Origin of the sequence: Methylobacterium sp. Leaf99 (assembly GCF_001422375.1) — a bacterium.
Classification (GTDB): domain Bacteria; phylum Pseudomonadota; class Alphaproteobacteria; order Rhizobiales; family Beijerinckiaceae; genus Methylobacterium.
In genome coordinates, this window is the sequence record NZ_LMMU01000001.1 from 193,161 (window position 1) to 216,674 (window position 23,514).

At 69.6% G+C, this 23,514-nt stretch carries 21 protein-coding genes and 1 pseudogene; 10 read left to right on the forward strand and 12 right to left on the reverse strand.

Annotation, left to right across the window (positions count from 1 at the left end; all coding sequences use genetic code 11):
• Positions 1-4: 4 nt before the first annotated feature.
• On the reverse strand, positions 5-1,048 hold the full coding sequence (gene tsaD / locus ASF28_RS00930) for a tRNA (adenosine(37)-N6)-threonylcarbamoyltransferase complex transferase subunit TsaD (RefSeq protein ID WP_056086416.1): 1,044 nt from the start codon (positions 1,046-1,048) through the stop codon (positions 5-7).
• A 173-nt stretch (positions 1,049-1,221) separates the two neighbouring features.
• On the opposite strand from tsaD, the gene ASF28_RS00935 reads away from it, so the two are divergent.
• The 4 genes from ASF28_RS00935 (at position 1,222) to ASF28_RS00950 (ending at position 7,245) form a co-directional block, all read left to right on the forward strand.
• The gene (locus ASF28_RS00935; RefSeq protein ID WP_056086417.1) at positions 1,222-1,938 is read left to right on the forward strand and encodes a uroporphyrinogen-III synthase; all 717 of its coding nucleotides are present in this window, start codon (positions 1,222-1,224) and stop codon (positions 1,936-1,938) included.
• A 313-nt stretch (positions 1,939-2,251) separates the two neighbouring features.
• The gene (locus tag ASF28_RS00940) at positions 2,252-4,228 is read left to right on the forward strand and encodes a COG4223 family protein (RefSeq protein WP_056086419.1); all 1,977 of its coding nucleotides are present in this window, start codon (positions 2,252-2,254) and stop codon (positions 4,226-4,228) included.
• A gap of 168 nt (positions 4,229-4,396) precedes the next feature.
• Complete coding sequence (locus ASF28_RS00945) at positions 4,397-5,959, forward strand: heme biosynthesis protein HemY (protein WP_056086424.1); 1,563 nt, start codon at positions 4,397-4,399, stop codon at positions 5,957-5,959.
• Between the two features lie 158 nt (positions 5,960-6,117).
• Entirely contained in the window at positions 6,118-7,245 is a 1,128-nt protein-coding gene (locus ASF28_RS00950) for a DUF2336 domain-containing protein (protein WP_056086427.1), read from the forward strand.
• Positions 7,246-7,251: 6 nt separating this feature from the next.
• Here ASF28_RS00950 and ASF28_RS00955 read toward each other — a convergent pair whose 3' ends face one another.
• From ASF28_RS00955 to ASF28_RS00965, 3 genes are all read right to left on the reverse strand, one after another.
• Positions 7,252-7,593, reverse strand: coding sequence for a DUF1491 family protein (locus ASF28_RS00955; protein WP_056086429.1), 342 nt, complete (start codon positions 7,591-7,593; stop codon positions 7,252-7,254).
• Positions 7,594-7,628: 35 nt separating this feature from the next.
• Positions 7,629-8,360, reverse strand: a complete 732-nt coding sequence (locus ASF28_RS00960) for a peptidoglycan-binding domain-containing protein (protein WP_056086433.1) — start codon at positions 8,358-8,360, stop codon at positions 7,629-7,631.
• A gap of 101 nt (positions 8,361-8,461) precedes the next feature.
• Positions 8,462-10,423, reverse strand: a complete 1,962-nt coding sequence (locus ASF28_RS00965; protein ID WP_056086436.1) for a PAS domain-containing sensor histidine kinase — start codon at positions 10,421-10,423, stop codon at positions 8,462-8,464.
• Positions 10,424-10,799: 376 nt separating this feature from the next.
• On the opposite strand from ASF28_RS00965, the gene ASF28_RS21310 reads away from it, so the two are divergent.
• From ASF28_RS21310 to ASF28_RS23120, 3 genes and pseudogenes are all read left to right on the forward strand, one after another.
• Positions 10,800-11,150 carry a hypothetical protein gene (locus ASF28_RS21310; protein WP_082475936.1) on the forward strand — a complete coding sequence of 117 codons (351 nt, stop codon included), beginning with the start codon at positions 10,800-10,802 and terminating at the stop codon, positions 11,148-11,150.
• Between the two features lie 87 nt (positions 11,151-11,237).
• Complete coding sequence (gene cydB / locus ASF28_RS00970) at positions 11,238-12,284, forward strand: cytochrome d ubiquinol oxidase subunit II (protein WP_056086439.1); 1,047 nt, start codon at positions 11,238-11,240, stop codon at positions 12,282-12,284.
• 418 nt (positions 12,285-12,702) lie between these two features.
• Positions 12,703-14,213, forward strand: a pseudogene (locus tag ASF28_RS23120) (diguanylate cyclase).
• Between the two features lie 86 nt (positions 14,214-14,299).
• Here the strand turns inward: ASF28_RS23120 and dgcA are convergent.
• Both dgcA and dgcN read right to left on the reverse strand, forming a co-directional pair.
• Complete coding sequence (gene dgcA / locus ASF28_RS00980; RefSeq protein WP_056086442.1) at positions 14,300-15,286, reverse strand: N-acetyl-D-Glu racemase DgcA; 987 nt, start codon at positions 15,284-15,286, stop codon at positions 14,300-14,302.
• Positions 15,283-16,305 carry an N-acetyltransferase DgcN gene (gene dgcN / locus ASF28_RS00985; protein WP_056086444.1) on the reverse strand — a complete coding sequence of 341 codons (1,023 nt, stop codon included), beginning with the start codon at positions 16,303-16,305 and terminating at the stop codon, positions 15,283-15,285. The genes dgcA and dgcN overlap by 4 nt, the downstream gene beginning before the upstream one ends.
• A 201-nt stretch (positions 16,306-16,506) precedes the next feature.
• Between dgcN and maiA the strand changes: the two genes are divergently transcribed.
• From maiA to ASF28_RS01000, 3 genes are all read left to right on the forward strand, one after another.
• Positions 16,507-17,151, forward strand: a complete 645-nt coding sequence (gene maiA, locus ASF28_RS00990) for a maleylacetoacetate isomerase (protein WP_056086447.1) — start codon at positions 16,507-16,509, stop codon at positions 17,149-17,151.
• A gap of 141 nt (positions 17,152-17,292) precedes the next feature.
• Positions 17,293-18,624, forward strand: coding sequence for an NAD(P)/FAD-dependent oxidoreductase (locus ASF28_RS00995; protein WP_056086450.1), 1,332 nt, complete (start codon positions 17,293-17,295; stop codon positions 18,622-18,624).
• Positions 18,625-18,719: 95 nt separating this feature from the next.
• Entirely contained in the window at positions 18,720-19,034 is a 315-nt protein-coding gene (locus tag ASF28_RS01000; RefSeq protein WP_056086452.1) for a hypothetical protein, read from the forward strand.
• Between the two features lie 9 nt (positions 19,035-19,043).
• Here ASF28_RS01000 and thiL read toward each other — a convergent pair whose 3' ends face one another.
• From thiL to nrdR, 6 genes are all read right to left on the reverse strand, one after another.
• Positions 19,044-20,039 carry a thiamine-phosphate kinase gene (gene thiL, locus ASF28_RS01005; RefSeq protein WP_056086455.1) on the reverse strand — a complete coding sequence of 332 codons (996 nt, stop codon included), beginning with the start codon at positions 20,037-20,039 and terminating at the stop codon, positions 19,044-19,046.
• Complete coding sequence (gene nusB / locus ASF28_RS01010) at positions 20,036-20,515, reverse strand: transcription antitermination factor NusB (protein WP_056086458.1); 480 nt, start codon at positions 20,513-20,515, stop codon at positions 20,036-20,038. The genes thiL and nusB overlap by 4 nt, the downstream gene beginning before the upstream one ends.
• Positions 20,516-20,520: 5 nt before the next feature.
• Positions 20,521-21,027: a 6,7-dimethyl-8-ribityllumazine synthase gene (gene ribH / locus ASF28_RS01015; RefSeq protein ID WP_056086459.1), complete on the reverse strand. Its 507-nt coding sequence runs from the start codon at positions 21,025-21,027 to the stop codon at positions 20,521-20,523.
• A 189-nt stretch (positions 21,028-21,216) separates the two neighbouring features.
• Positions 21,217-21,861 carry a riboflavin synthase gene (locus tag ASF28_RS01020; protein WP_056086462.1) on the reverse strand — a complete coding sequence of 215 codons (645 nt, stop codon included), beginning with the start codon at positions 21,859-21,861 and terminating at the stop codon, positions 21,217-21,219.
• Complete coding sequence (gene ribD / locus ASF28_RS01025; RefSeq protein ID WP_056086464.1) at positions 21,862-22,962, reverse strand: bifunctional diaminohydroxyphosphoribosylaminopyrimidine deaminase/5-amino-6-(5-phosphoribosylamino)uracil reductase RibD; 1,101 nt, start codon at positions 22,960-22,962, stop codon at positions 21,862-21,864.
• Positions 22,959-23,480 (reverse strand): transcriptional regulator NrdR, encoded by a 522-nt coding sequence (gene nrdR / locus ASF28_RS01030; RefSeq protein WP_056091002.1) that lies wholly within the window; start codon positions 23,478-23,480, stop codon positions 22,959-22,961. Before nrdR ends, ribD begins: the two co-directional genes overlap by 4 nt.
• Positions 23,481-23,514 lie beyond the last annotated feature (34 nt).

Here is a 23,514-nt window from a genome sequence, read left to right on the forward strand (position 1 = left end):
TCTCCTAGGCGGCGGCGATGGGCTCAGCGAACGGCCAGCGGGCGCGGGCCGGGGCGGTGAGATCGTCGACGAGGCCGAGCCGCAGGCGCTCGATGCCGGCCCAGGCGATCATCGCGCCGTTGTCGCCGCAGAGCGCCAGGGGCGGCGCCACGAAGGGGAGTCCGGCTTCCCCGGCCTGTGTCGTGAGGGCCCGGCGGATGGCGCCGTTGGCCGCGACGCCGCCGGCGGCGACCAGCGCCGTCGGATGGCCGGCGACCGTCGCGAAGTCGCGCATCGCCACCCGCAGCCGATCGACGATGACGTCGACCACGGCCGCCTGGAAGCCGGCGCAGAGGTCGGCCACATCGACGCTGGAGAGGGGCGCCAGCTTCTCCGCCTCGATCCTCAGGGCGGTCTTGAGGCCGGACAGGGAGAAGTTGGCGTCGCGCCGGCCGAGCATGGGGCGCGGCAGGGCGAAGCGCTCGGGGTCGCCGGTCTCGGCCATGCGTTCGACCTCGGGGCCGCCCGGGTAACCGAGGCCCAAAAGCTTCGCGACCTTGTCGAAGGCTTCTCCGATGGCGTCGTCGATGGTGGTGCCGAGGCGCACGTAGTCGCCCACCCCCCTGACCGCCACCAGCTGGGTATGGCCGCCGGAGGCGAGGAGCAGGAGGTAGGGAAACCCGATTCCATCCGTGAGACGCGCCGTAAGGGCATGGGCCTCGAGGTGGTTGACGGCGATGAGGGGCTTTCGCGCGACCAACGACAGGGTCTTGGCCGTCACGAGGCCGATGAGGACGCCACCGATGAGGCCAGGGCCCGCCGCCACCGCGATGCCGTCGACGTCCGCGAGGCGCAGGCCGGCGCCATCGAGGGCGCGGAGGATCAGCCGGTCCAGGACCTCGACATGCGCCCGTGCGGCGATCTCCGGCACCACGCCGCCGTAGGCCGCATGCTCGGCGATCTGACTCAGGATCTCGTTGGAGAGGATGCGCCCGCGTCCACCCTCGCCGGGGCAGACCAGGGCGGCGGCGGTCTCGTCACAGGTCGTTTCGATGCCGAGGACGTTCATTTGGGGAGGACGTTCATGCGGGGCGTGTGATCCGAGGGTGAGACGACCGGGAGGGTGCGCGCGCCACGTGAGGAAAATGCCCATCACGGCCGGCCCCACCGGCACGTGGTTTTGACCGGTGCATCCTAGACGGCCCGGCGGTATCAGGGCAACGACCGGACGGGGTGAGCGGGATGCGGATCTGGGTGGCACGGCCGGAGCCGGGCGCGGCGCGAACGGGACGGCGCCTCTCGGCCCTCGGCCATACCCCCGTCGTGGCGCCGGTCCTGACCATTCGCCCGACGGGCGCGGCCCTTCCCGCAGCCGCCTTCGCCGGGTTGCTACTCACGAGCGCCAACGCCGTGGCGGCCCTGACGGCCGCCGATCGGGTGAGATTCGAACACGTCCCGGCTTTCGCCGTGGGCGCGCGGACGGCGGCTCTCGCCCGCCGGGCCGGGCTCCGCGCGGTCGCGGAGGCGGGGGGCGATGCCGCTCATCTCGTCGTCCTGGTCCGCGCCACCCTGCCGGCGGGAAGTTCCCTTCTTCATGTGGCCGGCGTCGACGGCAAGGCGGAGCCGACGGCATCCCTGCGGACGGCGGGCTATCCGATCTCGAGCGTGGTCGCCTACGCGGCAGTGGCTGAGTCAGTACTGCCGACAGCCATCGCGACGGCGCTCGGAGCGTATCCAGGCTCACTGGAGGCCGTTCTCCATTACTCGCGGCGCAGCGCCGAGACAGCCTACGGTCTGGCATGCCGGGCGGAGCTCGGCGGAGCCTTCGGCGCGCTCAAGCATTACTGCCTGTCGGGTGACGTGGCCGCGCCCCTGGTCGCGGCGGGCCTCGACGTGCATTTCGTAGCGGAACGGCCGGACGAGGAAACGCTTCTGGCAGGTTTGGCGACGGGAACCTGACGGAAGGGCCTCGCACCGGCGCGGGCCGTGGTGCTAGGACGATTTCCAAGAAACTGGGTCGCGATCGCCGAACCCTCAGAGCACCGAGAACCGGTGCGGGGGACGGGGCAGCGTCGGGAAGGGAGCAACAACCGTGAAACCACCCAACAGCGACGCCGACCGACCGAGCAGCGCCCCCGGTGCGCGCCCGCCCGAGGCATCCAAGCCGACACCATCATCCCCGGGAGCCGTGCCGGCTGCGTCTGGCACGAAGCCGGATTCCGCGCCGTCGGCTCCCCTCCCCGGAGAAGCGGCGAAGCCCGCCGGATCACCCGTGGCGAAATCCGCCGACGCGCCCCGATCGGCCGATGGCCTGGGAGCCATCGAGACGGGGAAGCCCGTCGCTCCGAAGCCCGCCGACACGAAGGCGTCCGAGCCGGTGAAGCCATCCGACGTGTCGAAGGAGCCGCCGAAGGTCGAAGCGAGCAAAGTCGATCCGCCGAAGACCGAGCCAGGCAAGAGCGACGCCAGCAAGAATGACCCCGGCAAGGGCAACCTCGGCAACGGCGAAGTGCCGAAGGCGGACACGAAGGACGCCCCGAGGACCGCGACCTTCACCAGTGGACCTCAGGGTACGCCGCGGCCGGCGGCGGCCACGACGGACGGCCCGATCATCGACCTCAAGGCCAAGCGCCTGCCCGATCCCGCGCCGGCGCAGAAGACGTCGGCCACGGGCGCCGGCATCATGCCGGGCGTCGCGACAAAGCCTGGGGATGGCAAGTCCGCGGATAGTAAGTCCGAGGAGACCAAGTCCGCCGGGCTCGCATCCGTCGATTCGAAGTCGGCGGTGGGCGGTCTGACGGGGGATGCGGCCAAATCGGCCGCGGGGTCGGGTGGCACGACACCCAAGATCGCCCCGACGCCCCCGGCGTTGGCGGCGCGTGGTCCCGGCTTCGGCTCGGTGGCGACGGCTGGTCTCCTCGGCGGCGTCATCGGTGCCGGCCTGTTGTTCGCCGTCGAGCGCGCCGGTGTGCTCGGCCATCCCGACGACGGTCGTCTCGCCGCCCTCGATGAACGAATCGCCGCTTTGGCTCCCAAGGACGAGGTTGCCCGCCTGTCCCAGCGTGTCGCGTCCAACGAGAGCGCATTGAAGGCGGTACCGGACGCCGTGTCGACCGCGCGCGAAGCCCTTCAGAAGGCAAGCGCCGCGCCGGCCCCGAACAGCGACGGCTCCGTGTCGCAGGCAGCCGTCCTGCCACCGGACATCGTTACCCGCCTCGACAGCCTCGACCAGCGCCTTTCGGCGCTTCAGGAGGAGCCCGGCCGCGACCAGGGTGGTGAAGCTCGCATGGCGGTGAACCCGGGCAACGGTGACGCCGCGCAAGTGACGGCCCTCGCCGAGCGCCTCAAGACGGTGGAAAGCCAGATCGCGGCCGCACCGAAACCCAGGGAGCAACCCGACCTCGCTCTCAAACTGGCCGCGATCGAGACCGCTGCCGAGAACCGGGCGAAAGCCAATGCCGAGGCGACGCAGAACCTCGGCCAGAAGCTGACGGAGGTTCAGCAGGCCGTCGAGGCGAAGGTCCAGGCCGCCACCCAGGCGAGCCAGCAGGCGGCGGAGGCCGGCAAGACGCAGGCCGCCGAGGCGGCCAAGGGCATCGAGCGTCAGGTCCAGACCCAAATCCAGGCGCAGTCCGACAGGATCGCCGGCCTCGACAAGGCGCTGTCCGAACGCGCCGAGGTCACCACGGTGCAGGCGGCCCTGAGGGTGGTCGCGGCCGACCGGATCGTCACCGCCCTGAACACTGGATCGCCCTACGCCGATGCGCTTTCGGCCCTGCGCAACTATGAGCCCGGCGACCCCGCCCGTCTCACCGCCGTGGCGGTGTTCGCCGAGCGAGGCGCACCGACGTCCCGGGCGCTCGCGGCCGAGTTCCGCCCGGTGGCGGACAAGATCGCAGCCGCCCGCCGGGCGTCGCAAGTCCGAAGCGTGGCCGAGACCGGAGACTTCAGTCAGAAACTGATGAGCATGGCCGAGTCCATCGTCCAGGTTCGCAAGGTGGAGACTCCCGCCCCATCGGCCCAGGGGGCGGCACCCGCCGCCGATCCGGTGCCGAAGGTGCAGGATGCCCTCGACCGCGGTGCCATCGCGGAGGCTGCCCAGGCTTTCGCGGCACTCCCGGAGGACATCCGCTCCCAAGCCGGCGAGTTCGGTACCAAGCTCAAGTCCCGCGCGGCGGCCGGGGAAGCGGCCCAGGCCCTGCTTTCGGAAGCGTTCAAGGGGTTGCCATCCGCTGGTGCGTCGCGTTGAGACGCCGGCAGCCCAGCGGGCGCGTCCTGTGCGGGGCACGCCGTTCGACCTGCTCATCGTCGACGATCTTTTCGTCGTCGTCGATTTCCCGGGAGCCGCCGTCGCTCCCGTTCCCGGATTACGGCACCGTCGGCTCGACCGGCGCTACGCCCAGGAGTTTCTGATCCCATGTGGCGCGCTCTCGCCTTCCTGGCCCTCCTCGCCGTCGCTGCCTACGGCGCGACCTGGGTCGCCGATCATCCCGGCTCCGTCACCATCGTGTGGAATGGCTACGAGGTGGCGACCAGCCTCGCCATTGCGCTGATCGGCGTCCTCATCGCAGCCATCGTGGTGGGCTTCATCTGGGCCATCGTCCGGGGTCTCATCACCTTGCCCGAGGCCTTAGTGCGCGGCTCGCGTGACCGGCGCCGGGCCAAGGGCTATTCCGCCCTGTCGCGCGGCATGGTCGCGGTGGGCTCGGGCGATCCCATGGCCGCCCGGCGCCACGCCAACGATGCGGAGCGCCTGCTCGGGGCGGAGCCCCTTGCCTTGCTCTTGAAGGCGCAGGCGGCCCAGATTTCGGGAGACCGGGAAGCCGCGGAATCCGCATTCCAGCGCATGGTCGACGATCCCGAAACGCGGGTTCTCGGCCTGCGTGGCCTGTTCGTCGAGGCGCGCCGCCGCGAGGACGACGCGTCGGCCCGTGCCTATGCGGCCGAGGCCGCCCGCCTGGCGCCGAGCGTCACCTGGGCCAACGAGGCCGTCCTCGAAGCGCAATGCGCCGATGGCGACTGGAGCGGCGCGACGGAGACCGTCGAGCGCCGCGCATCCCTCGGACTCATCGAGAAGGGCGTCGCCCGCCGCCAGCGTGCCGTGCTCCTCACCGCCGCCGCGCAGGAGCGCGAGGCCGGTGAGCCGGAAGCCGCCACGGAGCGGGTGCTCAGGGCGGTCAAGCTCGCACCGGACCTCGTGCCGGCGGCAGCGCTGGCCGGACGTCTGCTCGCGCGGCGCGGTGACCTGCGGAAGGCCGCCAAGATCGTCGAGGCCGCATGGCGCGCCGGGCCGCATCCGGATCTGGCCAAGACCTACATGACCCTGCGGACCGGCGATTCCGTGCGCGACCGCCTGTCCCGTGCGGAGACCCTGGCGCGACTCTCGTCCTGGCACCCGGAGGCCCGCCTCGCCATGGCGCAGGCGGCCTACGAGGCCCGGGAATTCGCCCAGGCCCGAGAAGCCCTGGCGCCGCTGTTGGCGGATCGTCCGTCCGTGCGGACCTGCCTCGCCATGGCGCGCCTGGAAGAGGCCGAGCACGGTGCCGGCGCCGCCCGGTCGCGCGAGTGGCTCGGCCGCGCGGCGCATGCCCCCCGCGATGCCCTGTGGATCGCCGACGGCATCGCCTCCGAGCGCTGGGCGCCCATCTCCCCGATCACGGGCCGCCTCGACGCGTTCGTGTGGAAGACGCCGACGGAGGTTCTGGCAGGCCCCTCCGAGACCAGGCCCGACGAGCCAGAGGCGCAGGAAGAGACGGTTCTGCCCATCGAGGCGGCCAAGCCGACGGAGGCCGCCATTCCTGCCGGACCTCCATCCACGATCGCGCTGAACGGCGCGACGCCGGTCGCGACCGCTGCGGGCGCAGCCGCAACATCCAACCCGATGCCGGCCGGGGCCACGACGCCCGTGGTTCTGCCGATGCCCAAGACCGTGGACAAAGCCACAGACAACGCGGACGGCAAGGCGCGCCGCGCGGTCTGAGGACAGATCCTTGAAGACGGTGGATCACGGGTCGATGCAGGGCCTGTGATCTGCGGGGATGGCGCAGGACGACACGCTGAGGTGCCGGAGGGCTTAAAGGCTGATTCACGTAAACCCGCTAAGTCTTGGGACAGCGAGTTCTGCGTAATCGAAGTGCCATGCACCCATCTCTCGACGATTCGCCGGACCTCTCCGGCCTGATCGAACTGTCGCGCCTCGACACGCTCGATCTGAAACCCGTGATCCTGCGGGTGCAGACGGACCTGTTCCTGTCCGCTCCGTTCCGCGACCGGAAGACCCTCGAGGCCTTCGAGGCTCTGGCCGGCGGGCTGATCCCCATCGTCGACGACGAGACCGCCGAGATCGTGGCGCGCAAGCTCGCCGCCTTCCCGGAAACGCCACCCGGCATCCTGGCGATCCTTGCTGCGCGGGGGGGCGCCGTCCGCGATGCCGTCGTCGCCGAAGCCCCGTCCCTGACGCCGTCGGTGATCGAAGCCGCCCTCACGGATGGCGCCGATCTTGGCGCGGCCATCGCCGCGCGGCCGGACCTCGACCGGGCGACCGTCAACGCCCTGTCCGCCCGCGCCGTGGCGGAGGTCGATACGGCACTCGCCCGCAACGGCCAGATCTCCCTCGGGGCCGAGACCCTCGCACGTCTCGTCGGGCGCGGACGCCGCTCGGCCGACCTCGCCGAGGCACTCCTCGCCCGCACGGATGTGGCTTCGGCAGACCTTTCTCCGCTCTTCCTGTTCGCCGACGAAGCCCGTCGCGATGCTATCGGCGAGGCCATTGCGGCGACGGTCGCCCTCCGGCCATGCCCGCCGCCGCCACGCGAGGCCGGTGCGGTCCTCACCGGGTTCTCGGGGCGCGGCGACATCGCCGGTTTCATCGGAGCCCTGGCCGAGATGCTGGGCCTGCGCCGAGATTTTTTGGCGGCGACGCCGGACCCGCACCTGCGCTACGATCTGCTCACCCTGGCCCTACGTGCCGCCGGCCTGCACGAGGAAGAGGCGGTCTACGTCTACCTGACCCTGAACGAGACCGTCGCTCGCTCCGTCGATCGGGTGTTCGATCTGGTCAAGCTGTTCCGCAAGGTTCAGCGCCCCGCAGCCCGCAGCCTTCTCTCGGCCGTTCTCAATACCGCCCTGCCCGAGCGTGCGGGCGATGCCAAAGCGCATCAACCCTACAACGCGCCCGACGCCGCGCGTCCGCGCGTCTCCCCGGCGACCGTCGACCGGAGTTCCTCGCGCACCGCCCTTCCCGGCCGTCTCCGCCAGACCTCCTGACGTCGTTCACTCGGCCAGATCCAGGAGGTGACGGCCGGCCCGATCGTCGATCTCGACGATCCAGAGGTCGCCGTCGAAGCGGATCTCCTTGCCGATGCGGCTCTCGACGTCGGCGGACTCCGCCTCGCGCATCAGCGGAACGAAGCGCCGGTCCGTATCGCCATCCGCATCGACCAGGGATTGCGGTGCCGGTCCGTAGAGGTCGGCCCGGCCATCAAGGCGATCGACCTTGACGAAGATCGCCCCCGCCTCCGCGGCGCCGCGACGCCGCTGGACGGCGGCGATCCCCTCGGTGCCGAGACGACGTAGATGGGCCGAGACCCAGAAATCCGAACGCAGGCGTGCCATGCACCGCCTATACCCGCATTCCTCCGTCAGGAGGATCAGCCCGGCGCGGCCGCGGCGCGGGCGGCGAGTTCGCGCAAGGTGCGGCCGGCGGGCTGGCCCTTCACCGGCAGTTTGCGATCGCGCTCGAACCGCTCGATAGCCGCGCGGGTGCCGGTTCCCATAAGCCCGTCCGCCTTGAGGGGGCCATAGCCGAGCTTGACCAGGGCGCGTTGCGCCTTCGCCACGGCGGGATCGGCCTTGGGCGTTACGGACGCCGTCGTCTCGCCCTCGCGGATGATCTCGCCGATGGTGTCGCGGGAGACCGGGCGGGGGGCCGGCTCGGAGCGGATGAGGGCGACGCGGGGTGCCTCGCCCCGGGGCGCTTCCGGCTTGAGGGCGTCGGATCGGGGCGCCTCGATTTTCGGCGGCACGGCCTTGCTGGATTCCCCGACGCCGGCCTCGATCTTCGCAGCCTCGATCCGGCGAGCGGGTTTGTCGGTGGTCTGGCGCGGCGGGACCTTCGGGAAGATCGGCGCCGGATGGCGGCCCATCTGGTAGCCCAGCGCGTTCAAGGAAATGAAGGCCGCGGCCCCTACGACCGCCACGAACCCGAGCACGTCGCCGGGCCGGTTCACGCATAGGCGGCCGGCCCAGCGACCGACGGCGGCGAGATCGGTCCGCCATCCCCCCGGCCGAACGCTCGCGCCGGCGCGCTCGCGCCGGGTGGCGGCATCCGCCCGCGGTCCGCGCGGCTGGGGCGGGACGATGATCTCGCGCTGATCGCGCATGGCAGCTCCTTAAAACGCGACGGCCCCGCCCGCGCGTGCGGCGCGGATGAGACGGTCAGGAGAAGCGGACTTGGGCCGCTCGGAGTGGTGTCGGGCCGGTCTCATCCGGCGCGTCGCAGGGGCGAACCGCCGTCGGGCACGTAGCTCTCGCGCACGGGCTCGGCGGTCGCCTCGAACAGACCGATGGGCCGACGGACCGGTGCCACGGGCAGGCGGACCGCATCGGGACCGGCTCCGGGTGCCCGCGAAGCGGTGCGAATCGGGGCCGGACCGGCGAGGTTGGGTTCCGCCCGACAGATGACCGGCAGGGTGACGGTGACGCGCGTGCCCTCGCCCTGGACACTCTCGATGGCGATGGCGCCGCCGTGGAGGCCGACGAGTCCCTGGACCACGGAGAGACCGAGGCCCGTGCCCTCGTGCGAGCGCCGCGTATCGCTCTGGGCCTGGAAGAACGGATCACCCACGCGCGGCAGGTCGTCGGCACCGATACCGATACCGGTATCCGTGACAACGAGATCGAGGTGGTTGCCGGTCTGGCGGATGGAGACCTCGACCTGTCCGCCGGCGGGCGTGAACTTCACGGCGTTCGACAGGAGGTTGATCATCATCTGCCGGCAGGCACGCAGATCGGCCGTGACGGGGATCGAGGCAGCCTCCTCGGTGCGAACGAGGACGACACCGGCCTTCACGGCCCGGAGCTGCATCAGGTCGCAGCAGGTCCGCACGAGGGCGTTGAGGTCGAAGGTTTCCGGGGCGTAGTCGAAATGGCCGCTCTGGATGCGGGACATGTCGAGGAGGGTGTTGACCACGTCGAGGAGGTGTTTGCCCGAATCGCCGATGATCACGGCATATTCCCGGCTGCGCTCCGGACCGATGGTCATGGCACCCTCGCCCGCCAGGACCTCGGAGAAGCCGATGATGGCATTGAGCGGCGTGCGCAGTTCATGGCTGACCGTGGCGAGGAAGCGGCTCTTGACCTCGTCGGCACGCTCGGCCTCGGCGCGGGCGCGCTCCAATTCTTCCGCGTGGCGGCGGTGCTCGGTGACGTCGCGCGTCACGGCCACGACGCTCGATCCGGTCGCCTCGACTTTGTCGAGCTCGGCGCCCGACAGGCCCGCGCGGGTTCCGTCGATGCGGTGCGCCCGCATTTCTGCGAAGATGGTGCGCGGGGCGCCCTCGGCCCGTATGGCAGCGGCATCGAGGTGCAGGCGAAACTGCACCGTGGCGGGTGTCCCGTAGGCGGCGACGTCGCTCAAGGTCTGGAGCAGGGCCGGACGGTCGCCGACATGGACGCGCTCGAGCAGGCCGTGGCCGCGCAGACGGCTCGCCTCGGCCCCGACGAAGCGGGCGGACGACGCGCTGGCCTCGATGACGCGGCCGTTGCAATCGTGCCAGGTCACCAGATCGTCGATTGCCGACAGGAGCGTGCGGTCCCGCAGCTCGTTGTCCCGAAGCTTGGCGAGCCAACGGCCTTCGTGGCGGAAGTGCTCGATGGCCTGGGCGGCGATGTGGCCGATGGCCGTGATGGCGAAGACCGGCATGGCCAGGGTCCGCGACCATTCCATCAGCACCCCACTCACGCCGACCGATGGCAGGAGCGCGACAGCGAGGGCCCCGAGGGCGGCGACGATGGCTGCGGCCAGGGTCGCCCGGCGCGAGCCCGAGACCACGGCCTCCAGGGGGATCGCCACGAGCCAGATGGCGGCGGCGGAGTTCACTCCGCCCGTCATCATGGCGAGGCAGACCACGAGGCCGGTGAGGCCGGCCGACGAGATGGCGTGAGCGACCCAGAGGATGCCCGTGCGCGACAGGAGGACGGCGGCGAAGACCGGGAGCATCAGACTGGCGATGGCCAGCGCCTCGATGCCGCTCGGCACCCCGCGAAGAAGCAGGAACGGCGGCAGGCCCAGCATCATCACGAGCCCCGTGGCGAGGCGCGACACGAGAAAGCGCTCGTGACGAAACCGCACGGCGGCATCGTCGATCACCGACTCGTGCACGAGACCCGCCAAGCGGGTATCGATGAGGGACGCCAGGGCACCGTAGATACGCAATACCGACACGCACAGCGCGGATGGAGGCCATACGACCCGTCCGACGCCCCTTGGCTCGACTTGAACTCGACTGATCGAACCGTCGCAGAGGTGACTTAAGCGAGTCTTGCGGGTGAACCCCCGCATGTCCCCGCATGCTTTCCGGAAGGTAACCGGATCACCGAGCGCAGGGCTTCCTTCCGACCTTGGCCGCCGGTCGCGCTGAATTCGAGTTACGTCGGGACTCCGGCCCCGGAGCCGACCACCGCCGCGAAACCGGTGGGCTAAAGCACCGTTCACCATCACGCCGGGTCGCGGTTCCGGCGTCATGTCTGCTTTACCAATCGCATGGCTTCCTGAGGCTCGCGCCGTTCGGCAGCCCCCGGTACGGACCCTGGACCGACCCATGCTGTTTCTCATCCGTGCGGCCGTGGTGATCGGCGGCCTGTCCTATCTTGCGATGCTTCGGGACAACCCGGATGCCGCTGTGTCGCTGCCGGGAATGTCCGCCAAAGTTCTTCCTGCTCAAGTTCTTCCTGCCCAAGCGCTTACCGCCCATTCCCTGGCCGCACAGGTTCAGCCCGGTCAGGCGCTTGCCGCCGCCTGGGACGCGATGCCGGCGGACGCACGGGACCGGATGGTCCGCGACGGAACGGACGCCCTCGTTCGGCGACTCGGCACGTCACGCTCGGCCTCAGCGGATACCCTGGCCGACGCAGACCGGCGCCCACCCTGGCGGGGCGTCGCGTCGCGATAGGACGACCGCCACCCATACGGGCAGCGCGGTGGATTTGCCCCGAGCGTGCCGCTACACCTACGGGGGCGGCGGCGAGGGCATGATCGGATGTTCGGGTTCGGCATGGAATACGAGGGAGCGGCCTTCTGGTTGCCCCTGATCTGGTCGGCGCTCCTCGCGCTCGCCGTCGCGATGTACGTGGTCATCGACGGGTTCGACCTCGGCGTCGGAATCCTGTTCACCGCCGCGCGAAAGGGCAACTGGCGCGATCGGATGATGCTGTCCGTGGCGCCGATCTGGGACGGAAACGAGACGTGGCTCGTGCTCGGCGGCGGCGGCCTGTTCGCGGTGTTCAGCGTTGCCTACGCGATCCTGTTGCCGGCGCTGTACCTGCCGTTGATCCTTATGCTCATCGCCCTGATCTTCCGGGGCGTCGCGTTCGAATTCCGGTTCAAGGCCGAGCGATCGCAACCTCTCTGGGACTACGCCTTCCATTACGGCTCCCTGGTGGCGACCTTCGCGCAGGGGCTGGTGCTCGGCGCTTTCGTGCAGGGCTTCCACATCGCGGGTCGGGGATTTGCCGGCGGCACCCTCGACTGGCTGACCCCGTTCAGCGTGATGACGGGCATCGGCCTCGTCTGCGGCTACGGCCTGCTCGGCGCGACCTGGTGCGTGATGAAAACCTCGGGCGAGCTCGAGATCTGGGCGCGCCGCAAGAGCGGACAGTTCCTGATCGCCACCGTGGCCTGCATGGCCATCGTCAGCGCCTGGGTGCCGTTCCTCGGCCTCGACATCCAGTGGCGCTGGATCGCGTGGCCCAACATTCTCTACGTCGCGCCCGTGCCCGCCGTGACCGCCCTCGTGGCCTGGAACATCCACCGCACCCTCGCCAACGGTCGCCACGTCGCGCCGTTCCTGCTCACCATCGCGTTGTTCCTGCTTGGGTTTCTCGGCCTCGCCATCAGCCTGTTCCCCTACATCGTGCCACCGCGCCTGACGATCTGGCAGGCCGCCAACGCGGTGAGCGCCCTGAAATTCGCCCTCGTGGGATACGCCGTCGTCATGCCGCTGACGCTGGCCTACACCGCCTACGCCTACTGGGTGTTCCGGGGGAAAGTCGCCGAGGACATGCAGTCCGGGGGCTACGGCCATTGAGCGACATCACCGGGAAAAGCCGGCGCCTGCTGTGGTTCCTGGCCTTCTATGCCGTGAGTCTCTTGGTCTTCACGACACTGGTCTACGTCCTGCGGTTCATCGTGCGGGGGTAGTTCCGGCGACCGGAACCGTTCCGCGATCCAAATCTGACGCGGCCCGTCGATGATCGGGCTTACCGCGAGGATCGCATACGCGAGATACGAACGCCTCGTTCGTTCTCAGAGCATGGCGTCTTGGAAAATGCTGTCTTGAGCTGCGTCGATTCATATGGATCGCACTTCGCTGGCCCATCTGCGGCGATCGGAAGATAGTGCTGCGAATACGAAATCATCGATTCATCTTCTCCCGGTATCGTCGGATCAAGAAGAACCCATGCGGGAGTTGATCTGTGTGGTCGCGGCACTGCTTTTCGATTACCATGCGTTCGGCCCAGACTTGGATCGCCCTGGGTATCCTGGCGCCCCTCGGTATGCTGCTCGTGTCCGCGATCATGCTGCTCGACCTGCGCCGGGACGCCTGGAGCAAGGCCGAACAGACATCGAGAAACCTCCTCCAGGTTCTCGATCGCGACATCGCCCGCAACATCGAAATCATCGACCTCTCGCTCCAGGGCGTCATCGACAACCTGAAGGCGCCGGATGTGATGGCGGCCACGCCCGAGCTCCGGCAGCGCATCCTGTTCGACCGCACCGCCACGGCCCGGGACATGGGTGTGATGCTCGTGCTCGACGAGAACGGGCACAGCATCATCGATGCCGGCGCCCTCCCGGCCCGCAAGGTGAACAATTCCGAGCGCGCGTACTTCAAGGCGCATCGCCAGCAGCCCGGCCTCGGTCTTCACATCAGCGAGCCCCTGGTCTCGCACCTCATGGGCACCCTTGTGCTCGTGCTGAGTCGGCGCATCGACAAACCGGACGGGTCCTTCGGCGGCGTCGTGTTCGGTACGCTGAAACTCACGTATTTCAGCCGGTTGTTCGAGGATATCGGCATCGGACGCCAAGGCGCGATCAACCTCTACCTGCGCGACGGCAGGCGTATCATGCGCTACCCCGCAAGTGGCGGAAACATCGGTGCGAGTTTCGCCCACGCTCCGAACTTCAAGCGATTCCTCGCCGAGGGACGCGGCAGCTTCGTGGGCCGCACGGCGAGCGACGGGATCGAGCGACACTACACGTTCATGGGCGTCGGTGAGTTTCCGCTACTCCTCACCGTGGCCCTGTCCATCGATGAGGTCGAAGCGGAGTGGCGCGAGAAAGCCCTCGTCATCAGTCTCATCGTGCTGGTTCTGTGCGGCCTGACCATCGGATTGTCGCTGCTGTTCGGACGGGAGTTGCGCCGCCGCACCGCGGCACAGGCGGAGCTGGCGCTGTTGTCTCAGACGGATGCCCTCACCGGATTGTCGAACCGACGCCGGTTCGAAGAGGTGTTCGTCCGAGCCTGGGAGGACGCCGCGCGCACCGGCAAACCACTCTCTCTCTCCTCGTGGTCGATGCCGATCACTTCAAGCGCTACAACGACCGCTACGGACATGCGGTCGGCGACGAGGTCCTGGCGGGACTTGCGGAACATCTCGCCGCGAGCATGCCCCGGTCCAAGGATTTCGTCTTCCGTGTCGGCGGTGAAGAGTTCGTCCTGCTTTTACCCAATACGAACGCCGCGAGCGCCCTCCGGGTCGCCGGGCGGGTCCATCTCGAGGTGGCCAAGCTCGCGATCGGGCCCGCGGACATCGGAGCAGGCTCGGTCACCGTTAGCATCGGCGGCGCGACCGCCATGCCCGACGCGGCCCAAGCCTCGACCGATCTCTACAGGCGCGCCGATGCGGCACTGTACGAGGCCAAGGCACGGGGGCGAAACCAGACCTGCTGCGTCCCCGAGGATGCCCCCGGCCCGCACCCGCAAGCGGCATACCGGCTGGTCGGCGTTTCCTGACGGTCCTAAGCACGATGCCGTCGCCGCGCTGGGCCTTCCCCTGGGGGACGGTGAACACGAGAGCCGGTCGAACGGCCGACGAGCCCCTACCCCCACAGGTCCGGCGTCGGCGGGTGGATCAGGCTTCCCTCGAACGTCAGCGCGGGATCACGGTCCCGCGCCAGCAGCAGGGGGCCATCGAGATCGACATAGTCGGCGTGGTGCGCCAGCAGCATGGCGGGCGCCATGGCGAGGGAGGTGCCGACCATGCAGCCGATCATCAGCGAGAAGCCGCGCGCCCGCGCCTCGTGGGCCAGCATCACCGCCTCGGTGAGACCACCGGCCTTGTCGAGCTTGATGTTGATGGCGTCGTAACGCATCGCCAGGGCGTCGAGGCCGGCGCGGTCGTGCAAACTCTCGTCGGCGCAGATCGGGATCGGGCGGGCGATGGTAGCGAGGATGTCGTCGTCGCCGGCCGGCAGGGGCTGCTCGATGAGCTCGACGCCGGCCGCGACGCAGGCCGCCAGGTTGGCCTCCAGGGTCCCGGGTCGCCACGCCTCGTTGGCATCGACGATGAGACGCGACCGAGGCGCGCCCCGGCGCACGGCGGCGATGCGCTCCGGATCGCCTTCCCCCCCGAGCTTCACCTTCAGCAGGGGACGCGCGGACGCCGCGCGGGCGGCGGCCTCCATGCTTTTAGGGTCGCCGAGGCTGAGGGTATAGGCCGTGGTGGCGGTCTGCGGCTCACTGAGGCCGGCGATCTCCCATGCCGGCCGGCCGAGCTGCTTCGCCTCGAGATCGAACAGGGCACAATCGAGGGCGTTTCGGGCGGCCCCCGGCTTCAGGGTGGTCAGGAAGTCCGTCCGCGAGGCCCCGGCGGCGACGGCATCGGCCTGCGCCAGGATGAGGTCGCGGACGCTGTCCACGGTCTCGCCGTAGCGGGCGTAAGGCACGCACTCGCCGCGCCCGACGCGGCCGTCCGCATCCGTCACGGTAGCGAGCACCACCACGGCCTCCGTGCGGCTGCCGCGCGCGATGGTGAATGCCCCCGCGATGGGGAAGCGCTCGATGACCGCGTCGAGAACCCGGTTCATGCGGCGGCTCCGGCCGGGAACTCGGCGACGAGGCGGTCGACGATTTCCTCGACGCCGAAGCGCACGGGGTCGGTGGCCGGCAGGCCATGCTCGCGGGCAAGCTCGGCGAGCAGGGTCCGTGCGGCGCCCTCCTCCAGGCTCTGGGTGTTCACGGCGATGCCCACGGGGCGGATATCCGGGTTGGTGAGGCGCCCGAGCTGCACCGTGAGATCGATCACCTCCCGGATCGTTGGCAGGGGGTGCTGGACGCCGCGCATGGCGGTACGGCTCGGCTCATGGCAGACGATGAACGCGTCGGCCTGCGCCCCGTGCAGGAGCCCGAGGCTGACGCCGGCAAACGACGGGTGAAACAGGGAGCCCTGTCCCTCCAGAAGGTCCCAGTGGTCGGGCTCGGCCGCCGGGGCGATCCACTCGACGGCGCCGGAGATGAAATCGGCCACCACGGCGTCGATGGCGACGCCCCGCCCGGAGATGAACACGCCGGTCTGTCCCGTGGCCCGGAAATCCGCGTCGAGGCCACGATCCCGCATGCCGCGCTCGAGGGCGAGCACCGTGTACTTCTTGCCCACGGAACAGTCGGTGCCGACGCTCAGCAGCCGCTTGCCGGGGCGCTTCGTGCCCTTGCCGGTGGCGAAGGTCTCCGAGGTATGGCGGACATCATGGAGCTGGCGTCCATTGGCTTCGGCCGCCTGCGCGATCTCCGCCACGGCACCGAGGCGGGCATGGAGCCCGCTGGCGATATCGAGACCGGCGTTGAGTGCCGCAACGATCTCGGCCACCCAGTGCGCCGGCAACACGCCGCCCGCGTTGGCGACACCGATCACCAGGGTGCGGCAGCCCTCCTCCACCGCCTCGGCGAGGGTCAGATCGGGGATGCCGAGGTCGGCGGCGCAGCCGGGCAGGCGCATCTGGCCGACACACCATTCGGGTCGCCAATCCTTGATGCCGTACGCGGTCTTGGCCGCGAGGGTGTCGGGCACGTCGCCGAGGAACATCAGGTAGGGCGTCTCGATCTGCATGTCCGTCCATCCCCGGGGCTACGTCCCGAAATTCTTCACGATGTCTCTCGCTATGCGCGAGGAATCCGACGCTGCCAAATTCGCCTGCGACAAAGCAGGATCACGGCCAGGGCATCGGTTTCATGACGGGGTCTGCCGGAGGGGCTTGCGGTCCGGGCCGATGTCGGGTGTGGTCGCCTCCGGAACGGAGAGACGACGCACGTGAAGATGTACGGCAACTGGCGCTCGGCCGCCGCCTTCCGGGTGCGGATCGCCCTCAACCTCAAGGGCATCCCCTGCGAGGAGACCTTCATCGACCTCGATGCGGGCGACCAGTTCAAGCCCGACTTTCTCGCCATCAACCCGCAGGGCGCGGTGCCGGCCTTCTTCGACGGCGACGGGCCGCCGCTGACTCAATCGCTCGCCATCCTCGACTATCTCGAGGACGTGCATCCGGCTGTACCGCTGCTGCCCGCCGATCCGCGCGAGCGCGCCCGGGCACGCTCGCTCGCTCAGGTGGTCGCCTGCGACACCCATCCGCTCTACGTGCCCCGTGTGCGCAACTACCTCATGCAGGCCTACGACATCCCGAAGGACCGGATGATGGGCTTCGTGCGCCATTGGTTCGAGACCGGGTTGAAGACCCTGGAGACCCGGCTCGCCAACGAGCTCGGCACCGGGCGCTACGCGCAAGGGGACGCGGTGAGCCACGCCGACCTCTGCCTCGTCAGCCTGTGGGTCGGCACCGGTATCTTCGGGGTCGAAACGGCGCCCTACCCGACGGTCCGGCGGATCGCGGAGGATTGCCTGTCGCAGGACGCGTTCGCGCGGGCGCATCCCCTGCGCCAGCCCGGCGCACCCGCCTGACGCGGTGCGGATAATTTTCTTTGCCCTGACCGGGTCCACCGCAAAATAAAAACGTTCTAGGGTGAAACGGGCTTCCGCAGGGCGGCTTGGCCTTGCCGGCCCTGCTCCTCCATCAATGACGAGACGTAGGACGACAATCGCATGGTACCGGGCGAATCCGTGGACAACCTGCACCGCATCGTCGTCGTCGGCGGAGGCGCGGCCGGCTTGCAACTGGCGACGAAACTGGGCGAGTCCCTGGGCAAGTCGGGCAAGGCCCACGTGACCCTCGTGGACCGGGCGCGCACGCATATCTGGAAGCCGCTGCTCCACGAGGTCGCCGCCGGCAGCCTCGATGTCGGCCATCACGCGGTGGATTACCTGCACCACGCCCACCGCCACCATTTCCGCTACCGCATCGGCCAGATGACCGGCCTCGACCGGGCCGCGCACACGATCCAGCTCGCGGCGAGCCACGACGCGGAAGGGCGCGAGGTCACGCCGGTTCGGGCCATCGGCTACGACACCCTGGTGCTGGCGGTGGGCTCCACCACCAACGATTTCGGTACGCCGGGGGTGAAGGAGAACGCCATCGCCCTCGATACGCAGGACCAGGCGGTTCGCTTCCATCAGCGCCTCGTCAACGGCATGCTGCGCGCCCACACCCAGGTCGGTCCCGTACGTCCGGGCCAGCTCCACGTGACGGTGATCGGCGCCGGCGCGACGGGCACCGAGCTCGCCGCCGAACTCCACCGCACCACCCGCGACGTGGCTTCCACGGGCCTCGACAAAATCGACCCGGACAAGGACCTCAAGATCACCCTGGTGGAAGCGGCATCCCGGATCCTGCCGGCGGTGCCCGAGCGCCTGTCGCAGGACGTCATCCGTTTGCTCGACAAGATCGGCGTCGAGGTCCGAACCAACGCCCGCGTCACCGAGGTGCGCGCCGACGGCGTTCAGCTCGCCGATGGCGGTTTCATTCCATCCGAGCTCGTGGTGTGGGCGGCCGGCGTGAAGGCGCCACCGTTCCTGCACGAGATCGGTGGTCTCGAAACCACGCGCAACAGTCAGCTCGTGGTGACGCCGACCCTTCAGACGACGCGAGATCCCGACATCTTCGCCATCGGCGACTGCGCCTACCTCGTAGAGAAAGGCTCGGATACGCCGATCCCGCCCCGAGCCCAGGCCGCCCACCAGCAGGCGAGCCACCTCATCAAGGCCATCCCGGCCAAGATCGCGGGGAAGCCTTTGAAGCCGTTCAAGTACCGCGATTTCGGCTCGTTGGTGTCGCTGGGCGAGTATTCGACCGTGGGCAGCCTGATGGGGTTCGTGCGCGGCAAGAACATGTTCATCGCCGGTTTGTTCGCTCGGATGATGTATCGCTCACTCTACAAGATGCATGAGCAGGCCCTGCACGGCACCGTGAAGACTACCCTCGACGCCGTCGCCCGGGCTCTGACCCGCCGCACGGAATCGCGGGTGAAGCTACACTGATCGGAAGCGTTCGCCGACGCCCTTTCCTCTCCCTCGTGGGAGGAGAGGTTTCCATCCTGAGGCCGTGCCCTACTCCGCTGATTTCGAGACACCCCATGATCGACATCATCCAGGCCCTGCAGCAGCGTAATCCGACCCTCGGCCCCTACGTGCTGGTGTTGCGCGCCGATGCCCGCGCCCGCGATGCGGGCGATCCCAACCGGCTCACCCCGGAGGCCGACGCGTGGCTCGCCGAGCGGGCGCCGGGCGCTAAGTTCTCACAGGAGACCGTGCTTCTGGCGCCCTATCCGGGTGCGATGCCGGCCGACCGCGTGGTTGCCGTGATGGCCTTTGCCGATGCGCGCCAGCTCGCCGCCTTCGCCACCCACTGGACCGTCGATCCGGAGCCGCCTGAGGACGAGGCCGCCTGACGAACAGCGTCAGAAGTGGCTGAAGGACGCCGCCGCGAAGGTTTTGCGTGATCCGTCCGACGCTTCGAAGGCCGGGGGAACATCACCGGCGGTTACCGTCCCGATGGGGTGTAGCGGAATGCCGATGGCCCCCGCGGCGAGGAGACAGGCATCGAGGCGCTCAGGCGGAATGGCGCAGAGGATCTCATAGTCGTCGCCGCCGGTCAGGACGGTGTCCATGAGGATCGGCGCCTGCGCCACGGCGCGGGCGGCGGCCGGGGAAAGCGGAACATCGGCGAGCCGGATCAGGGCGGAGCGCCCTTCCCCCGTCAGCATCTTGGCGAGATCACCGGCGAGACCGTCCGAAATGTCCATGGCGGCCCGGGCATGGCGCCGCAGAACCGGCGCGAGGCCGAGGCGCGGACGCGGGTGCCAGTAGCGGTCGACCAGGGCGGCGCGAGCATCCCCACCGATGACATGACCCCAATCCGGCAGGGGTGAGCGACGGAGGGGCAACCCGAGGGCGGCATCGCCGATGGTGCCACTGACGCAGAGAACGTCGCCGATCTCCGCCGTCATCCGCCGTACCATGGTCCCGTTGGAGACCTCACCGATGGCGGTGACGCCGATCATCAGCGGCCCGGCGGCACGCACGGTATCGCCACCCAGCAGCGTACCGCCTAAATCCGCCAGGGCGTCGCCGAGCCCGGCGGCGAAAGCCCCGAGCCAGGCTTCGGTCCAGTCGTCGGGCAACGCCAGGGTCAGGAGGATACCGCGCGGAGCCGCGCCCTTGGCGGCCAGATCCGAAAAGTTCACCCCGACGGCCTTGCGGGCGATGGAGGCCGGCGGATCGTCGGCGAAGAAGTGGATGCCCGCCACGATGGCGTCGGCCGTCAACACGAGGTCGCAGCCGGGGCTCGGCGTCAGGGTGGCGGCGTCGTCACGCATCCCGTCGGCCCCGGGGCCGGCGAGCGGCGCGAAGAAGCGCGCGATGAGGCCGTCCTCGGTGGGACGGTTCCCGCTCACGCCCGGCCGGAACCGGGCAGGCCGGCGAATTCCTGGCCCCGAACCTCGCGCGCCACCTTGTCGAGGACGGCATTGACCATGCCGGGCTCGTCACCACCATAGAAGCTGTGGGCCACATCCACGTACTCGGAGATGGCAGCGCGGGCTGGCACGTCGCGGCGATGCATGAGTTCGTAGGCGCCGGCGCGGAGAATGGCACGCAGCACCGCCTCGATGCGCTTCAACGGCCAACCCTGCGACAGGGCGCCGTCGAGCATCGGATCGATGGCGCGCTGCTCCTCGACGACGCCGCGGAGGAGATCGCGGAAGAAGGCGATCTCCGCCGGGGGATGCTCGACGCCGTCGACGGTCTGGCCGATCCAGAAGGTTTCGAACTCGGCCACCGCTTCGATGACGCCCTTGCCGGAGATCTCCATCTCGTAGAGTGCCTGCACCACAGAAAGGCGCGCGCCGCTGCGCTCGATGACTTTGGCCATGGTGCTCAATCCTCTCCGACGGGCGCGGCCGCGGCGGCCCGCTTGAGGGCCAGCACCGCGAGCGCCGCCTCGGCGGCCCCACCGCCCTTGTTCATCTCGGACACGCGGGCGCGGGCGAAGGCCTGCGCTTCCGTCTCCACCGTCAGGATACCGTTGCCGAGCGGCAGCAGCCGCTGCACGGACAGGTCCATCAATGCACGCGCACTCTCGCCGGCGACGATGTCGTAGTGCCCGGTTTCGCCCCGGATGACACAGCCGAGCGCTACGGCGGCGTCGTAGGGCCGGCCGGCGCGTGCGGCGGCTTCGATCAGGATGGCGATGGCGGCGGGAATCTCGAGGGCGCCCGGTACGGTGACCACGGTGCCCTCGGCCTCGGAGGCGTCCAGCGCCGCCTGCGCGCCGGCAAGCAGTTCGTCGGCGAGTTCGTCGTAGTAGCGCGCCTCGACCACGAGGACGCGCGCACCCCTCACGATGGCGGGCGACGGACGGGAGGCGGGTGGGGTCGAAACCATCGAGGGGCCTTATCGAATGCGCGGCGCTTGGGCGGGCTTTTCGTGCTTTTTGGACGTCGCCACCCCGGATCGACCGGGTTGCCCCGGCTCGCGCGCCGAGTCTGTGCCGTAGCCGACCCGATCGGAAGGCCCGAGCGATAGACCTTAGGCGCCCGGCGGACAAGGCGGCGGACAACCGTCGCGGACGTTTCAGTCGGCGAGCGCCGGCTGTGCTTCCGTAAGGCGCGCGGCGTAGCGGGCAATGAGATCGACCTCGAGGTTGAGGGAATCGCCCTGGCGGCGCCGGCCCCAGGTGGTCACCGCCAGGGTGTGGGGGATCAGGAGGACCGAGAACAGGTTGCCCGCGACGGTGTTGACGGTGAGCGAGGTGCCGTCGAGGCAGACCGAACCCTTCTGGGCAATGAAGCGGGCAAGCCCCCCCGGCGCCCGCAGGGTGAAGCGGTCGCTCGGCGCCCATTGCGGATCGCCGATGCCCCCGGTCACCGATTCCCGGGCGACGATCTCGGCGCGGCCATCGACATGGCCGGTGACGAGGTGGCCGCCGAGTTCGTCACCGATCTTCAGGGAGCGTTCGAGGTTCACCCGCGTGCCCGCGACCCAGGTGCCGACGGTTGTCAGCGCCAGGGTCTCGGCGGCGGCGTCGACACTGAACTCGCAGCCCCCCGCCACGCCCTCTACGGCCACGGCCGTCAGGCAGGGGCCGGAGCAGGCGATGGAGGCGCCGAGGGCGATGGTGGCCGGATCGTAGGCAGAGCGAATGCGAATGCGGCGTAGGCGGTCGTCGCCCGACACGCTCACGACCTCTCCGACATCGGTGACGAGACCGGTGAACATCTAGGGGCTCCGCTCATACGTGACCGCGCGGTCGGGACCGAAGTCGCGCGTCTCGACAGGTGTCAGATGGCCCCGCGACAGGCTGGCGTCGAGGTGCGGCCCGATCGCCGGAAGGCCGCCCGTTCCGAGGGCATGAGGGCCGGTGATCAGGGTACAGACATCGACGAGATCGGCGCGCGCCAGGGCATCGGCGAGGTGGGGACCGCCTTCGCAGCAGATGCGAGTGACGCCGCGCTCGGCCAAGGCTTCCAGGGCAGCGGGAAGATCGATCCGACCGCCCGGCTCGGCGGCGACGCTGATCACCTCAACACCGAAGGAGGCGAGCATGCGCTTCGGATGAGCCGGTGCGTTGCGGGTGGTGATCACGAGGGTGGGGATGTCGCGTGCGCCCCGCACGAGGTGGGTCGAAGGCTGCAGCCGCAGGCTCGAATCGAGGACGACGCGCAGGGGCGAACGTCCCGACAGACCGGGAAGGCGCACGGTGAGGGACGGGTCGTCGGCCCGGGCCGTGCCGATGCCGACGAGGATCGCGTCCGCATGGGCTCGCCATAAGTGGACGGCACCGTCGGCGATGGGGCCGGTGATGCGCAAGCGCTGGTCCGGCGCCCCGGCGGCGAAGCCGTCCAGGGTCCGGGCGAGCTTGAGGTGCAGGCTCGGGCGCCCCTTGGTGACGCGGGTGACGTGGCCGATGTGATCACGGGCGGCGCGCTTGCGCAGAAGTCCCGTCTCGACGACGATTCCGGCGTCCTCGAGGAGTCTGTGGCCGCGTCCGGCAACGCGCGGGTCGGGATCCTCCACGGCGGTGACGACGCGGGCGATCCCGGACGCGATGATGCTGTCCGTGCAGGGCGGGGTGCGGCCGTGATGCGAGCACGGCTCCAAGGTCACGTAGAGGGTGGCGCCGCGTACGGCATCGCCCGCCATGGCGAGCGCCTGCGGCTCGGCATGGGGCCGGCCGCCAACCTCGGTCACGCCCTGTCCGACGATGCGTCCGTCCGCCACTACGACGGCCCCGACGGAGGGGTTGGGCCAAGTCCGCCCGAGGTTGCGGTGGCCCAAGGCCAGGGCGAGCCCCATGAAGCGGATATCGGTGCCGCTCATGATCGTGGCCGGGGCAGGCCCTTGGGGCGCAGGGGCGTTACGCTGGACTCGTCGGTGGGCGCGGATCCGGCCGACGATTCGCCCAAGGTGCCCAGCAGCGCCTTGAAGTCGCTGGCTTCGCGGAAATTCTTATAGACCGAAGCGAAGCGCACGTAGGCGACGTCGTCGAGACCCTTCAACCCCTCCATCACCAATTCGCCGATGGATTCGGTGGTGATCTCCGCTTCGCCGCCGCTCTCGAGCTGGCGGGTGATGCCGCTCACGAGGCGCTCGATCCGCTCGGGGTCGACCGCCCGCTTGCGGAGCGCCACGCCGATGGAGCGCTGAAGCTTGTCCCGGTCGAACGGCACGCGCTTGCCCGAGCGCTTGAGCACGGTGAGCTCGCGCAGTTGCACCCGCTCGAAGGTGGTGAAGCGGCCACCGCAATCCGGGCAGACCCGCCGCCGGCGGATCGCATCGTCGGTGGGGCGCGAGTCCTTCACCTGGGTGTCGGGGCCGCTGCAATAGGGACAGCGCATCGGGCGGACACCTGTGTGGGCGCGGAGAAACGAG

What these genes read in the sequence shown, in the direction of transcription:
- ASF28_RS00955 (WP_056086429.1), bottom strand. Translation starts at nt 7,593, where the DNA reads ATGGCACGCCTGCGTTCGGATTTCTGGGTCTCGGCCCATCTACGTCGT.
- ASF28_RS00995 (WP_056086450.1), top strand. Translation starts at nt 17,293, where the DNA reads ATGGTACCGGGCGAATCCGTGGACAACCTGCACCGCATCGTCGTCGTC.
- ASF28_RS01000 (WP_056086452.1), top strand. Translation starts at nt 18,720, where the DNA reads ATGATCGACATCATCCAGGCCCTGCAGCAGCGTAATCCGACCCTCGGC.
- ASF28_RS21310 (WP_082475936.1), top strand. Translation starts at nt 10,800, where the DNA reads ATGCTGTTTCTCATCCGTGCGGCCGTGGTGATCGGCGGCCTGTCCTAT.
- ribD (WP_056086464.1), bottom strand. Translation starts at nt 22,962, where the DNA reads ATGAGCGGCACCGATATCCGCTTCATGGGGCTCGCCCTGGCCTTGGGC.
- ASF28_RS00950 (WP_056086427.1), top strand. Translation starts at nt 6,118, where the DNA reads ATGCACCCATCTCTCGACGATTCGCCGGACCTCTCCGGCCTGATCGAA.
- nusB (WP_056086458.1), bottom strand. Translation starts at nt 20,515, where the DNA reads ATGGCCAAAGTCATCGAGCGCAGCGGCGCGCGCCTTTCTGTGGTGCAG.
- dgcN (WP_056086444.1), bottom strand. Translation starts at nt 16,305, where the DNA reads ATGCAGATCGAGACGCCCTACCTGATGTTCCTCGGCGACGTGCCCGAC.
- ASF28_RS00960 (WP_056086433.1), bottom strand. Translation starts at nt 8,360, where the DNA reads ATGCGCGATCAGCGCGAGATCATCGTCCCGCCCCAGCCGCGCGGACCG.
- cydB (WP_056086439.1), top strand. Translation starts at nt 11,238, where the DNA reads ATGTTCGGGTTCGGCATGGAATACGAGGGAGCGGCCTTCTGGTTGCCC.
- tsaD (WP_056086416.1), bottom strand. Translation starts at nt 1,048, where the DNA reads ATGAACGTCCTCGGCATCGAAACGACCTGTGACGAGACCGCCGCCGCC.
- ribH (WP_056086459.1), bottom strand. Translation starts at nt 21,027, where the DNA reads ATGGTTTCGACCCCACCCGCCTCCCGTCCGTCGCCCGCCATCGTGAGG.
- nrdR (WP_056091002.1), bottom strand. Translation starts at nt 23,480, where the DNA reads ATGCGCTGTCCCTATTGCAGCGGCCCCGACACCCAGGTGAAGGACTCG.
- dgcA (WP_056086442.1), bottom strand. Translation starts at nt 15,286, where the DNA reads ATGAACCGGGTTCTCGACGCGGTCATCGAGCGCTTCCCCATCGCGGGG.
- ASF28_RS00945 (WP_056086424.1), top strand. Translation starts at nt 4,397, where the DNA reads ATGTGGCGCGCTCTCGCCTTCCTGGCCCTCCTCGCCGTCGCTGCCTAC.
- ASF28_RS00935 (WP_056086417.1), top strand. Translation starts at nt 1,222, where the DNA reads ATGCGGATCTGGGTGGCACGGCCGGAGCCGGGCGCGGCGCGAACGGGA.
- ASF28_RS01020 (WP_056086462.1), bottom strand. Translation starts at nt 21,861, where the DNA reads ATGTTCACCGGTCTCGTCACCGATGTCGGAGAGGTCGTGAGCGTGTCG.